This window comes from Blautia sp. An249 (assembly GCF_002159835.1).
Classification (GTDB): domain Bacteria; phylum Bacillota; class Clostridia; order Lachnospirales; family Lachnospiraceae; genus Blautia_A; species Blautia_A avistercoris.
The window spans coordinates 40545-54148 of the sequence record NZ_NFJL01000023.1 but is presented as its reverse complement, the minus strand read 5'-3'; the positions used below and the strand labels follow the sequence as shown (position 1 = coordinate 54148).

The 13604-nt window shown below is 45.2% G+C and carries 14 protein-coding genes and 3 tRNA genes; 14 read left to right on the top strand and 3 right to left on the bottom strand.

What is annotated here, in order from left to right:
- Nucleotides 1-2: 2 nt before the first annotated feature.
- The 5 genes from B5F53_RS16780 to B5F53_RS16760 all read left to right on the top strand — a co-directional run bounded on the left by B5F53_RS16780 (nt 3) and on the right by B5F53_RS16760 (nt 2872).
- Nucleotides 3-74 (top strand) — tRNA-Glu (locus tag B5F53_RS16780).
- 35 nt (nt 75-109) lie between these two features.
- Nucleotides 110-180 (top strand) — tRNA-Cys (locus tag B5F53_RS16775).
- 60 nt (nt 181-240) lie between these two features.
- Entirely contained in the window at nt 241-729 is a 489-nt protein-coding gene (locus tag B5F53_RS16770; RefSeq protein WP_087225836.1) for an HD domain-containing protein, read from the top strand.
- A gap of 125 nt (nt 730-854) precedes the next feature.
- Nucleotides 855-2210, top strand: a complete 1356-nt coding sequence (locus tag B5F53_RS16765) for a TrkH family potassium uptake protein (RefSeq protein WP_087225833.1) — start codon at nt 855-857, stop codon at nt 2208-2210.
- An 11-nt stretch (nt 2211-2221) separates the two neighbouring features.
- A complete protein-coding gene (locus B5F53_RS16760; RefSeq protein ID WP_087225830.1) occupies nt 2222-2872 on the top strand; it encodes a potassium channel family protein in 651 nt (216 codons plus the stop codon).
- A 2-nt stretch (nt 2873-2874) separates the two neighbouring features.
- On the opposite strand, the gene B5F53_RS16755 is transcribed toward B5F53_RS16760, so the two are convergent.
- Complete coding sequence (locus B5F53_RS16755; RefSeq protein WP_204246953.1) at nt 2875-3606, bottom strand: pseudouridine synthase; 732 nt, start codon at nt 3604-3606, stop codon at nt 2875-2877.
- Between the two features lie 146 nt (nt 3607-3752).
- On the opposite strand from B5F53_RS16755, the gene B5F53_RS16750 reads away from it, so the two are divergent.
- The 3 genes from B5F53_RS16750 (at nt 3753) to B5F53_RS16740 (ending at nt 6999) form a co-directional block, all read left to right on the top strand.
- Nucleotides 3753-4478, top strand: coding sequence for a hypothetical protein (locus B5F53_RS16750; protein WP_087225827.1), 726 nt, complete (start codon nt 3753-3755; stop codon nt 4476-4478).
- The gene (locus B5F53_RS16745; protein WP_087225824.1) at nt 4475-5230 is read left to right on the top strand and encodes a prolipoprotein diacylglyceryl transferase; all 756 of its coding nucleotides are present in this window, start codon (nt 4475-4477) and stop codon (nt 5228-5230) included. The genes B5F53_RS16750 and B5F53_RS16745 overlap by 4 nt, the downstream gene beginning before the upstream one ends.
- Before the next feature lie 68 nt (nt 5231-5298).
- Nucleotides 5299-6999, top strand: coding sequence for a S8 family peptidase (locus B5F53_RS16740; protein WP_242970357.1), 1701 nt, complete (start codon nt 5299-5301; stop codon nt 6997-6999).
- Nucleotides 7000-7062: 63 nt separating this feature from the next.
- Here B5F53_RS16740 and fba read toward each other — a convergent pair whose 3' ends face one another.
- The gene (gene fba / locus B5F53_RS16735) at nt 7063-8013 is read right to left on the bottom strand and encodes a class II fructose-1,6-bisphosphate aldolase (RefSeq protein ID WP_087225821.1); all 951 of its coding nucleotides are present in this window, start codon (nt 8011-8013) and stop codon (nt 7063-7065) included.
- Between the two features lie 60 nt (nt 8014-8073).
- Entirely contained in the window at nt 8074-9300 is a 1227-nt protein-coding gene (locus B5F53_RS16730) for a 6-phosphofructokinase (RefSeq protein ID WP_087225818.1), read from the bottom strand.
- Nucleotides 9301-9466: 166 nt separating this feature from the next.
- Between B5F53_RS16730 and B5F53_RS16725 the strand changes: the two genes are divergently transcribed.
- The 6 genes from B5F53_RS16725 to rpsF all read left to right on the top strand — a co-directional run bounded on the left by B5F53_RS16725 (nt 9467) and on the right by rpsF (nt 13596).
- A tRNA-Met gene (locus B5F53_RS16725) sits at nt 9467-9540 on the top strand.
- A gap of 198 nt (nt 9541-9738) precedes the next feature.
- Entirely contained in the window at nt 9739-10542 is an 804-nt protein-coding gene (srtB, locus tag B5F53_RS16720) for a class B sortase (RefSeq protein WP_087225815.1), read from the top strand.
- Nucleotides 10543-10566: 24 nt separating this feature from the next.
- Entirely contained in the window at nt 10567-11298 is a 732-nt protein-coding gene (locus B5F53_RS16715; protein ID WP_087225812.1) for an NAD-dependent protein deacylase, read from the top strand.
- 3 nt (nt 11299-11301) lie between these two features.
- Nucleotides 11302-11493 carry a DUF951 domain-containing protein gene (locus B5F53_RS16710; protein ID WP_087225809.1) on the top strand — a complete coding sequence of 64 codons (192 nt, stop codon included), beginning with the start codon at nt 11302-11304 and terminating at the stop codon, nt 11491-11493.
- 173 nt (nt 11494-11666) lie between these two features.
- Nucleotides 11667-13130, top strand: a complete 1464-nt coding sequence (locus B5F53_RS16705; protein WP_087225806.1) for an alanine/glycine:cation symporter family protein — start codon at nt 11667-11669, stop codon at nt 13128-13130.
- Nucleotides 13131-13308: 178 nt separating this feature from the next.
- Entirely contained in the window at nt 13309-13596 is a 288-nt protein-coding gene (gene rpsF / locus B5F53_RS16700) for a 30S ribosomal protein S6 (RefSeq protein WP_087225804.1), read from the top strand.
- Nucleotides 13597-13604 lie beyond the last annotated feature (8 nt).

The following is a 13604-nucleotide window of genomic DNA, read 5'->3' as shown; positions in this document are numbered from 1 at the left end:
AAGGCTCCATGGTCAAGTGGTTAAGACACCGCCCTTTCACGGCGGTAACAGGGGTTCAAATCCCCTTGGAGTCATTTTTTTATTAATAAAGCATATATTATAATGATAAGGCGCCATAGCCAAGTGGTAAGGCAAAGGTCTGCAACACCTCTATCACCAGTTCGAATCTGGTTGGCGCCTCTTAAAAACCCCTGAAAATTGTAAAAAGTTAATTTGTTTTCTGGAATGAGGTGATAGCCGATGGATATTGTAGTCTCGGAGGAGATTGACCCAGGGTTTATAAAATGCGTGAGGGAGATCCTTCACCATGAGGAATATCAGAAATTAACAGGATATGTACAACATAAAAACTCCACAAGATTTATGCATTGCTTAAATGTTGCATATCTATCCTGGCAAATGGCAAGAAAAATGGGCTGCAATGAAAAAACAGCAGCAAGAGTCGGAATGCTTCATGATTTCTGTCTTTATGATTTCAGCGAAAAAACGGAGGAAGCGCTTGTTTTTCATCACCCAAAGGTAGCGGCAGAAACGAGCCAGGAATATTTTGAAATTTCAGATAAAGAACGACAGGCCATTCTGGCCCATATGTTCCCCCTGGGTCCTCTTCCCACGAGCAGAGAAGCATGGATTGTTTCTTTCGCTGATAAGCTGTGTGCGCTGACAGAACGGTTCCGCATACAAATTGCACTTAACAAAAAGAAACGTGTGTTGGTGGGAATGGCATAGTAAAGACATTTTGGGGCTGATGTACTTTATAGTACATCGCCCCTTTCATTTTATTTTGTAATATCTTAATACGAAAAAACTAAAATGTATAAGCATAAGAAGAGAGAAATAGTGAGAGGAAAATAATGACTGATAAAAAGCGAATAAAATGGACGACAACAAAAATAATTACAGTAGGGTATTTGCTGGTTATTATAACAGGAACACTTTTATTAATGCTGCCTGCAGCCAACAGGGAGCATGCCTGGTTTGCCTGGGATTCTGTAATTAACGCTCTTTTTACAGCTACTTCTGCCACCTGCGTAACCGGTCTGGTTCTACACGATACGTATACGTTCTGGTCAGAATTTGGACAGGGAGTGATTTTAGTTCTGATTCAGATAGGCGGGATCGGTTTTATGACGGTTGCAATTTCCGCCATGGTGTTAGCCGGAAAGAAGATCCACCTCTCTAAGAGACTGCTGATGCAGGAAGCGGTGGCAGCTCCCCAGATAGGCGGAATTGTAAGAATGAGCAAATTTGTAATTCTGGGAACCTTTCTTATTGAAGGGATAGGAGCAGTCTTATTAGCCATTTATTTTGTACCGAGGCTGGGGATTGGGAAAGGGATTTACTTTTCTGTTTTCCATTCTATTTCTGCGTTCTGCAATGCGGGAATTGATTTAATGGGATATTATGAACCCTCCAGTTCTCTGGTAACGGCTTCTTCCAGTGTGATTGTAAGTGTGACCATTATGCTGCTGATTATTATCGGGGGACTCGGCTTTTTCGTATGGGCGGATTTAAAAAAGAATAAATACCATTTCAGGAGCTACCGCCTTCACAGCAAAATTGTTTTAACGATGACGCTGCTTTTAATTGCAGGGGGAGCGGTTCTGATTTTTCTTTTTGAATGGGGCAAACCTTCTATGGAGGGGAAAAGTATTGGGGAACAGATTCTTTGTTCCCTGTTCCAGTCAGTAACCCCCCGGACGGCAGGATTTAATTCCATGGATTTGACCGCCATGACGGACAGCAGCCGAATGCTGATGACGATTTTTATGTTTATCGGCGGGTCCCCCGGGTCTACGGCAGGAGGAGTAAAAACCACCACCATTGCGCTTATGTTTCTGTGCATATGGGCGGAATTCAGAAAAAGAAAAGATATTGAATGTTTTAAGAGAAGGATTGAGGGAGATACCCTGCGTCATGCAAGCTGTGTATTGATGTTATATGCCATATTAATAGGAGCTTCTTCCATGTTTATCTCGGCAATTGAGGAGACAGCAATTTTAGATGTTCTGTTTGAAGTTACTTCTGCCATCGGTACAGTGGGATTGTCCCTGGGGCTTACTCCGCAGCTTGGAACCTTATCCCATATCATACTTATTCTGCTTATGTTTATAGGAAGAGTGGGAGGGATTACCATTTTGATTGCCTTTAGCAACTGGACGGGAACAATTCCATCAAAGCTCCCGATAGAAAAGATTACAATAGGTTAAGGAGAGAAAGAATGAAGTCAGTTTTAATTGTGGGGCTGGGACGCTTCGGCCGCCATATGGGAAAAAAACTTATGGAAGAGGGCAATGAGGTCCTTGCAGTAGATATTAATGAAGAAAGAGTCAATGACGCCATGGATCTGGTTACAGAGGCACAGATTGGAGACGCGACCAACGAACATTTTGTAGCTTCTCTGGGCGTAGGAAATTTTGACCTGTGCGTGGTGGCAATTGGTGATAATTTCCAGAGTTCTCTGGAGACTACGGCCCTTCTGAAAGATTATGGAGCCGGTTTCGTACTGGCAAGGGCCAACCGGGACGTACATGCCAAGTTTCTGCTGAGAAACGGAGCTGACCGGGTGGTTTATCCCGAGAAGGAAATGGCTCAGAGACTTGCGGTTAAATATGGAACAGATAATATTTTTGATTATATTGAGCTGACCCCGGAGTACTCTATCTATGAAATTCCGGTACCGGGGTCCTGGATAGGAAAATCCATTGTGGAAAAAGAAATCCGCAATCGTTATCACATCAGTATTCTGGCAACAAAGGAAGAGGGAGAGATTATTCCCCTGCCTAAGCCCGAGTACGTCTTTAAAGGTACGGAATCTCTGATTATTATGGGACATTACCGGGATGTGCGGAATCTGGCAAAGGTGAAATAAATTTAAAGCTCCTTAAGGGAGGCGATTTCTTCTTCGGTCAGGGCGCGGAAAGCCCCGGGTTTCAGTGAAGGATCCAACTGCAGAGAGCCCATGGAGAGACGCTTCAGATAGAGAACCTCTTTCCCCAGTACGTGCATCATCCGTTTCACCTGATGGAATTTTCCTTCCCGGATGGTTAACTTAATTTCAGAGAACCACTGATTTTCTTCCTGGCTTACAGAGAGAATTTCCAGACGGGCAGGCAAAGTAAGACGTTTCTCGCCGATGTCTACCCCCTGACTGAGAAGCTGAATATCCTCCTGAGTGGCTTTTCCGGAAATGCGGGCGTAATAGGTTTTATCCACATGTTTCCCGGGGGCAAGCAGAAAGTGTGCCAGTGCACCGTCGTTGGTAATCAGCAGAAGGCCTTCCGTATCTTTATCCAGACGGCCGACAGGGAATAAATCGCTGCGGTATCCCCGGAAATAGTCCATGACCGTTTTATGCCGGGAATCGGAAACAGCGGAGACACATCCGGCTGGTTTATGAAAAAGATAATATTCAAATTCCGGCAGAGGAATCAGCGGTGTTCCCCGAAGGAGGACCTGATCCTGAAAAGGGGAAAGTTTGTATTCGGGTGAGGTGATGATTTCCCCGTTTACCTGTACCTGTTTCTGACGGATGTATTTTTTTACCTGGCTTCGGGTGCCGGCTCCGTTTTCTGCTAAAAATTTGTCCAGTCGGATTTGTTTCATGAAGAGAAGCCTCCTTGCAAATCGTTTCTTATGATTATAGCAGGAGGTCTTTTTTATGACAAGTATATCGGCGCCATTCCTAAGGGGTTGAAGAAACAGTAAGGTCATAGTAGAATAGTAGGTAATGCAGAAAAAAGGGAGAGCTTATGGATAATAAATGGATTCTGATGAATTTCAGTCATATATATGAAGAAGAAAATTTCTGGAAAGAGGATACATGGGCAGACAGGTTCTGCGTACTAGACTGTACGGATATAGAAGGAACAAACTGTTATGTCAGTCCCGAAGGGGAGGAGGAAATCCGAAAGAGGATACAGAATCTGCCCGTCAGGGGGATTCATTTTATTGATTCAGGAAACTATCATTACGTTACCCGTCTCTGGCTGGAAAAGATTCAGGAGCCGTTTTGCCTGTTGGTACTGGATCATCATACGGATATGCAGTCCTGCGCCTTTGAAGGACTGACTTCCTGCGGGGACTGGGTGAAACAGGCGTTTCATGACCATCCCTGTCTGGAGGAAGTGGTTCTGCTGGGACCTCCCAAAGAAGCTCTCGAAGCTGTAGAGGAACCATATAGGCAGCGGCTGCGTACAGAAGTTCCCAAAGGAAAGAAGATTTATATCTCTGTGGATAAAGATGTATTTACTGCGAAAGATGCTGTAACAAACTGGGATCAGGGAGACTGGCCTCTGGAAGAGGGAATTTCTCTGCTTCGTACAGCGATGAGAGAGAATACGGTATTGGGAATGGATGTGTGCGGAGAACCTCAGTGGAGAGCTCAGGAGGGAATCTCTCCTGAGGAAAGAAAGATTAACGATCGCTGTAACAGAAGACTTTGTCAGTTGTGGCTGGAAGAAGGAGGAATATCATGAAAGAAGAATTACTGCATATTGGTCCGGTGACGATTTACGGATACGGGCTTATGATTGCCATCGGTGTTGTGGCCTGCTATCTGGTGATGGAATACCGGGCCAGAAAGCTGGGGATGAAAGAGGAGAAAGTTCTGGGACTGGTATTTTCCTGTGTCCTGGGCGGTTTTCTGGGAGCGAAAGTCTTATATTTTATTACGGAATTTTCTGATATAGTGAAAAACCCCAGTCTGCTTTTAAATTTGTCCGATGGCTTTGTTGTCTATGGAGGAATTCTGGGCGGAATTTTCGTGGGGTATCTCTATTGCCGTTTCCAGAAGCTGAAGTTTCTGGAATATTTCGATCTGGCCATGCCGTCTGTGGCTCTGGCTCAGGGGTTTGGAAGAATCGGCTGTTTTCTGGCGGGATGCTGTTATGGAGTGGAGACGGAAGAAGGGTTCGGCATTACGTTTCACAATTCCAGCTTTGCCCCCAACGGAGTTCCTCTCTTTCCTACGCAGCTGGTATCCAGCGCCTTAGACTTTCTTCACTTCGGAATTCTGCTCTGGGTTTCCGGAAAGAAAAAGGCAGACGGACAGGTAGCGGCCTGCTATTTGATTTTCTATAGCCTGGGCCGGTTTATCCTGGAATTTTTCCGGGGAGATTTAATCCGGGGAAGTGTGGGTGCCCTTTCCACTTCTCAGTTTATATCCATTTTTACCTTTCTGGGAGGCTGCCTCCTGGTCTGGATATGTGCCCGGCGTAAAACCAGATAAATACAAAGAAAAGCTCATAAGTTATATCGCCGCCATTTCTGAATATCATAGATTAGAGGGGGAAAAGAATGGGAATCTATATGCAGGAAAATGGCGGGAGGAATCCGGCGCAAAGTGAGGAATATGCAGACTTTATTATTAAATACAATCAGAATGTCTATGGTCCGGTAGAAGAACTGTCAGAACTGGAGTTTCAGATATTAAACGATAATTTTGCAATTGCGCATCTGCCCCTGAGCCTTGTGGGAAACCTGGAGATTAACAGTTATACTTATAATGCCGTGCCGAAATGTTATACGTACATGGATTTGGAGAGTCTCGGCGCTTCGGGAATTACCCGGCTTCAGAACCATCCCTACCTGAACTTAAAGGGGAGGGGAACGGCCATTGCAGTCATTGACTCGGGAATTGACTATACAAATCCTGTTTTTCTGAACGGGAACCGGACAAAGATTATGCGTCTCTGGGATCAGAGTCTGGAAGGAGACGAAGACCAGGCGGTTCCCTTCGGGAGAGAATATACCAACGAGGAGATTGACCTGGCCCTGTCTCAGTCCAGTCCTCTGGAGATTGTTCCGTCTACAGATACCAATGGACATGGCACGTATCTGGCGGCAACGGCAGCAGGATCTCCCAATCTGCCGGAGAATTTTTCGGGAGCCGCCCCTGAGGCGGTTTTAATAATTGTCAAATTAAAGAGGGCTAAGAAATATCTGAGAGATTTCTATCTGCTTCCGGAAGACGCACAGGTATACCAGGAGAATGATATTATGTCCGGGGTGTATTATGCCATGCAGGCAGCTCAGAGGCTGAATATGCCTTTGTCAATCTGCATCGGTCTGGGAAGCAGCCAGGGGGTGCATATGGGGGACGGGCCGCTGAGTCAGTATCTGGACAGCGCTACCAGATTTCCCCATAATACAGTCAATGTGGCAGGGGGCAATGAGGGAAATGCCAGGCACCATCACATGGGAGAAATTGAAGAACAGAAGAAAGAAGAAGTGGAACTGCGTGTGGGAGAGGATGAAACAGGATTCTGTATGGAATTCTGGGGAATTGCTCCCGCATTTTTTTCTCTTTCTCTGCGCTCCCCTACGGGAGAGGAATTGGAAATAAGTACGGCCGGGGGGACAGGGATGCAGGTTCTGTCCTATATTTTTGTGGAGACGAAAATTGAGGTAAGTTACGTGTCCATGGAAAGGCAGTCGGGAAATACTCTGGTTTTCTTCCGGTTTTTAAATCCGGCTTCGGGAATCTGGAAATTTACGGTTGAAACCCGTAATGACCGGCGGGGAGTCTTCCATATGTGGCTGCCGGTGCAGCCGCTGGTTTCCGGTGAAACCTACTTTTTAGAATCTACGCCGTATTACACTATTACCAATCCGGGAGACGCTTCAGATGTAATCACATGGACGGCTTACAATTACCGGGATGAAAGTTTATACCTGCAGGCCAGCAGAGGCTACACTCCTGGGGGAATTGTTAAACCGGATCTGGCCGCGCCGGGGGTGGAGATTCGGATTCCTCTTTTAAACGGGCAGTTTGCCGCGACTTCGGGAACCAGTCTGGCGGCCGCATACGGAGCGGGAGCTACGGCCCTTTTGTTTGAGTGGGCGATTGTAAGAAAAAATGCTCCCTATTTTAACGGAACGGGGGCAAAGGGATTTTTAATCCGGGGTGCGAGGAGGAAAGAGACTCTCACATATCCCAATCCGGAATGGGGATATGGAATTTTAGATTTGTATCACACATTTGAAATCTTAAGCTAAAAAGAAAAAGCCGGGAAACGGAGAACAGCCTGTCCCCATTTTCCGGCTTTGCCATTTAAGAAATTATAAGCATTCAGGAGCTTTTCCTTCACTGCCCAGAACGGTTGTAATCTTATGAGCTACAACGTCTTTTACATACTGACGGCCCACTTTCAGATATTCTCTTGGGTCGAATTTTTCCGGATGATTCCACATAACTTCACGAACACCGGCAGTCAGAGCCAGACGCAGGTCGGAGTCGATGTTGATCTTGCAGACTGCAGAACGTGCGGCCTGACGCAGCATATCTTCCGGAATACCGATAGCATCTGCCAGGTTTCCGCCGTTTGCCTGGATGATCTTCACATATTCCTGAGATACGGAAGATGCTCCGTGCAGAACGATTGGGAAGTTCGGAAGACGTTTGGATACTTCATCCAGAATGTCGAAACGAAGCATTGGTTTCTGGCCTGGTTTGAATTTGAAAGCGCCATGGCTGGTTCCGATAGCGATTGCCAGGGAATCAACGCCTGTACGATCTACGAATTCTTCTACTTCGTCCGGATGTGTATAGCTGGCGTCTTCTGCAGCTACTTTAACGTCGTCTTCCACACCGGCAAGCTGTCCTAATTCGGCTTCTACTACAACGCCTCTTTCATGAGCGTAATCTACAACTTTTCTTGTAATTTCGATGTTTTCATCAAATGCATGATGGGAAGCATCGATCATAACAGAAGTAAATCCTCCGTCGATACAGGATTTGCAAATTTCAAAATCTGCGCCGTGATCCAGATGAAGAGCGATCGGAATGTTGGGGTTTTCCACTAATGCAGCTTCCACTAATTTTGTTAAATAGGTGTGGTTTGCATATTTTCTGGCTCCTGCAGATACCTGCAGAATGATAGGAGAGTTTAATTCTCCGGCTGCTTCGGTGATACCCTGTACGATTTCCATGTTGTTTACATTGAAAGCTCCGATAGCATATCCGCCTTCATAGGCTTTTTTAAACATATTGGTGGTTGTTACTAATGGCATAAGTTATCCCATCCTTTCCTATTAATTGATTTATTATAAGTAGTATCCACTTATCAGAAATTATTTACGGTAAACGAATAAAGGAAGTCCGTCTTCTCCTAAAGGTACATCGACATTTCCCTGTACCAGAGGCCGTGCATAGGTGATGAATTCCTCACCGATGTCTGAACCGTCTTCGGTAATCCAGGAAGCGGGAACTGCTTTCTCTTTGTTGCAGATATCGTTTACATCTTCCAGTCCGCAGGTGAGTTTATAAGGATCGTCACTTTCTCTCACGAAGGAGATCATCTTTCCGGTAACGCCCTTTAATGCAGACTGAACGCCGAATTTACCGGCCATAACAGCTTCCTGCTGGTCAGCAGCAGAAATCATTGTGGAAGAGCAGCGCTGGCAGACGTTTAATTCGATGGAACGTGCCTTAACGCCTAATTTGCTGCGAACCAGGTTCTCCAGATATTTGCCGCATCCGGCCAGCATTTTGTGTCCGAAGCTGTCCGTTCCCACAGAATTGTCGTACTCGCAGATAAACTTGCCTTCTGCATCGTGAATACCTTCGGAAACGCAAACAACAACGTTGCAGTTTTTCTCGAAAGCCTGCTCCACTTTAGCCAGGAATGCGTCCTGATCAAAGGCAGTTTCCGGGAGATAGATTAACAGAGGGTTATCTCCGGTGTATTTGCGGGCTAATACGCTGGATGCCGTCAGCCATCCGGCATGACGTCCCATGATTTCCACAATTGTTACAGATTTTTTCTCATAGACGTTGGCGTCAATAATAATCTCCCGGACAGTTGTAGCCACATATTTGGCTGCGCTTCCGAATCCCGGAGTGTGATCGGTAAGAACCAGATCGTTGTCAATGGTTTTCGGCTCACCCAATACACGAATATCACTGCCTACTTTCTCAGCATAACGGGAAAGTTTGCTTACGGTATCCATGGAATCATTTCCTCCGATGTAGAAGAAATAGCCGATATTCATTTCCTGGAATTTTTCAAACAGTTTCGGATATACCGGATCATCCAGACTTTCCGGCAGTTTATAGCGGCAGGAACCGAGATAGGCTCCTGGTGTAGTCTTTAAATATTCCAGCTTATCACCGGGAAGTGCTTCTGCAAAGTCGAGAGTTGTTCCGTTTAAAAATCCTTCGATACCATTGACCATGCCATAGACATGCTCAATTTCTTCCGGATGTGCCAGACCTTCTGATACCACACCGTAAAGACTGCTGTTAATAACAGCGGTGGGGCCGCCGGACTGGCCTACAATTAAATTCTTTTTCCCCATTTTGTGCCTCCTGCGTTTCTTGTTTTTTATTTTGTCCGTATGGTAAAAATTATACCATACAATTTTATAAAAAGAAATATAAACTTGGGAAAACAAACAAGGCAGAGCCCGGAAAGGAACCTTCCCTTGACAGATTATCCTATTTGTTATATGATGAATATATCAACGCGGGGTGGAGCAGTCTGGAAGCTCGTCGGGCTCATAACCCGAAGGTCACAGGTTCAAATCCTGTTCCCGCTATTTCAGAGAAGCCGGATGGTGAAGCGCACAGACGCGAAGCCATCCGGTTTTCATGTTCAATTAGGAAACTGCGACCAGATGCATGTGGAATTATGACTGCCTGCGGCAGTCTGCATCTGGCGCGCAAAAATCCCGTCGGAGTTGCGGATGCCCGGAGAATGATTTATAATAAGTTTATTAGTAAGGAAGGAGATGAACATGGGAAAGATAAAACAAAAGAAACCGAAGAAAAAGAAAACCGCAGGAGATTATCTCTTACTGGCTGTTCTGGTGATAGCAGTCGGTGTATTTCTGTTTGCAGGAGGAAATCTGCTGCGAATTTATCTGGAATATAAAAAAGGTGTGGATGAGTATAAGGCGATTGAAGAAATGGCTGTGAAGGAGAGAGACCCGGATGAAGAACAGGAGGGAGACGGCGCCGACGGAGAAGTTCAGCCCCCCATTTCTGTGGATTTTCAGGCTTTGAAGAAAGTGAATGAAGACGTCATCGGCTGGATTTATGTGGAGGCTCTTGGTCTTAGCTACCCTGTGGTAAAAGGGGATGACAACAGCTATTATCTGCATCGGACCTACGAAAAAACCTATAATTTTGCAGGGACCATTTTTATCGATTATGAAAACAGTCCGGATTGGAACGACTGCAATACCATTGTCTACGGACACAATATGAAAAACGGAACCATGTTCGGCCAGCTGAAGAAATATGTGCAGGAAGACGCCTATGCCAAAAGCCATTATTTCTGGATTCTGACACCGGAAAAAAATTACCGGTATGAAATTTTTTCTGCCTATACCACGGCAGTAAACAGCAATACCTACACGCTGTTTAAGGGGCCGGGAAAGGAATTCGACGAGTATGTAAAAGATATGAAGAAGAATTCCGAAATCAAGACAGAGGATGTTGAACTGGATATGAGGGATCACATCGTGACCTTATCCACCTGTACAGGGAATGACGCCACCCGGTTTGTAGTTCAGGGGAAACGGCTGGACAGAGAATAAAAAGGTATAAAAGGAGGAAGTCTCATGGAAAAAGAAATCGAAGAACTTCAGAAATTAATTGATAATTATGAGAATCTTGTATTCTTTGGAGGAGCCGGAGTTTCCACAGAAAGCGGGATTCCGGATTTCAGAAGTGTGGACGGTCTGTATCATCAGCAATATGACTATCCTCCGGAAACCATTTTAAGCCATACTTTTTTTATGAAACATCCTGAGGAGTTTTTTCAGTTTTATTCCAAAAAGATGCTGTATGAGGGGGCAGAACCCAACGAAGCCCACAAAAAACTGGCTGCCCTGGAGAGAGCCGGCAAGTTAAAAGCGGTGATTACCCAGAATATAGATAATCTCCATCAAATGGCCGGCAGTAAAAATGTCTATGAGCTGCACGGATCAGTTTACCGGAATTACTGTATGAAATGCGGAAGATTCTATGGGTTTGACACTATGAAGAAAGCACAGGGAGTTCCCCGGTGCCAATGCGGGGGGATCATTAAGCCGGATGTGGTTTTATACGAAGAGGGGCTGGATATGGATACCCTTCAGGGGGCAGTCAGAGCCATTGAGCGGGCGGACGTCCTTATAATAGGAGGAACTTCCCTTTCTGTCTATCCTGCCGCCAGTTTAATTGATTATTACCGGGGAAAGCATCTGGTACTGATAAATAAATCGGCAACTCCCAGGGACAGTTTTGCAGATCTGCTGATTCAGAAGCCCATTGGAGAGGTGTTTGCGAAAATTAAGGTAAAAGGAGAATGAGATATGGGAATTCCCTATGAGGTAGGAGATATAGTGACTCTGAAAAAAGGCCATCCCTGTGGGAGCAGCCAGTGGGAAATTTTAAGAGTAGGAGCTGACTTCCGGCTGAAATGTCTCGGCTGTGGAAGACAGGTGATGATTTCCCGGAAATTAGTGGAGAAAAATACAAGAGGCATAGAAAAAAAATCAGAATAACATTCAGGGCAGGCGCAGCCCGGGAAGAAATCCTTCCCGGGTTGTTTTTTTGACACGATTTTAATAAGAATTTATACAAGATTGATAAAAAGTGGGTCAAAATTGATAATTTCCTTGAACACTTTGACGTGTCATAATAGAATTAACAAATTTTCCACAGGAGGAGGGAGTTTATGCAGGCATTTGTTGATGTAGTAACGAAGATTAACGGATGGGTATGGGCATTACCCCTGGTTATTCTTTGTCTGATAACGGGTGTGTATTTTACCATTCGTTTTAAGGGGGTTCAGTTTCGTTCCATTGGAGATATGTTCCGTCTGCTGCGTAACAACACCAGTGAAGATGGAATATCTCCATTCCAGGCGTTTGCCACAACAGTAGGTTCCCGTGTAGGTATGGGAAATATCTCCGGTGTAGCTACAGCGATTTTCTTCGGCGGCCCGGGAGCTGTTTTCTGGATGTGGATACTGGCTCTGATTGGAGCGGCTTCTGCATATGCGGAAACAGTACTGGCTCAGGCATACAAAGACAGAGAAGGCGGAGAATATATAGGCGGACCTCAGGCCTTTATATCAAAAGGCTTAAAACTGAAACCACTGGCAATCGCCTTTGCTATTGCCGCTGTTTTAGGACCTGGTACGCTGATGCCCGGTCTGCAGGTATATTCTATCTGCAGTACCTTTGAGAATGCCTTTGGTTTAGGACAGCTTTTAGTTGGAAGTATTTGTACCGTTTTAATCTGTGCAGTTGTATGGGGCGGTATCAAACGTATCGGTAAAGTGGCCGAATTACTGGCTCCGGTTATGTGTGTCATTTATCTTATTATGGCAATCATCGTCATGGGAATGCATTTCACCGAACTGCCGGCAGTATTTGCAACCATTATTAAATCTGCATTCGGTGCAGATCAGATGTTTGCAGGTATTCTGGGCGCAACGGTTTCCTGGGGTGTAAAACGTGGCGTTTACTCCAACGAAGCCGGTCAGGGATCCGGAGCGATTGTTGCAGCCGCAGCCGAATGTGATCACCCGGCACAGCAGGGTCTGGTACAGGCGCTTTCCATCTACATTGATACCATTCTTGTGTGCAGCGCATCTGCAATGATTATTCTCCTTACAGGCAACTATAATGTTCAGGGTGCAGACGGTTCTATGATCGTTGAGAATGTAAGTACAGAATATGGTATTTTATGGGCTCAGGACGGAGTTATCCAGGCGTTCGGAAGCTGGGGAGGAAAACTTCTGGCCATCATGATTGTGCTCTTCGTATTCACCAGTCTGATGGGGTACTACTATCAGGCAGAAAGTAATATGAAATTCCTGTTTAAAGGAAAGAAGGCCGGCACCTGGCTGATGAGAATTATTTTCATGGTCGCTGTGTTCTCCGGTGCAGTGGTAAACGGAGAGGTAATCTGGAGCATGGCAGACTTAGGTGTAGGTCTGATGGCATGGTTCAACCTTATCGGCGTTTTATGGCTGTCCAATAAGGCAGTTGCTATCTGCAAAGACTATGACAAGCAGAGAAAAGCAGGTCAGGACCCCCTGTTTGATCCGGCGAAATTCGGAATTGAGGATCCCACAGGCGCATGGAGCAAACAAAAAGCGCTCCTGGAACAAAGAGAAAAAGGAAATAAATAATAGATGCTCTGAAAGTTCTCCCGGTTGTGTGCCGGGAGAACTTTTTATCTCCAAATAAAAAGAATTACTTTACATGGCCGGTGAAGTATGCTAAAATAAGCACTCGTGATATATTTTTAATATCCTTGTTCTCTGCAGAGCAGAGAGCCATAAAGACCATAAGGAGGTAAAACAGAGCATGAACAAGTATGAATTAGCATTAGTTGTGAGTGCCAAAGTAGAGGATGATGTCCGCGAAGCAATCGTTGAGAAAGCGAAAGGATACATTACCCGTTACAATGGTACTGTCACAGAAGTAGAAGAATGGGGTAAGAAAAGATTAGCTTACGAAATTCAGAAAATGCATGAAGGCTTCTACTACTTTATTCAGTTTGAAGCAGATACAACTTGTCCGGCGGAAGTCGAAAGACATGTTCGTATTATGGACAACGTATTAAGATACTTAGTTGTTCGTAAAGAAGCATAAGAATTTCT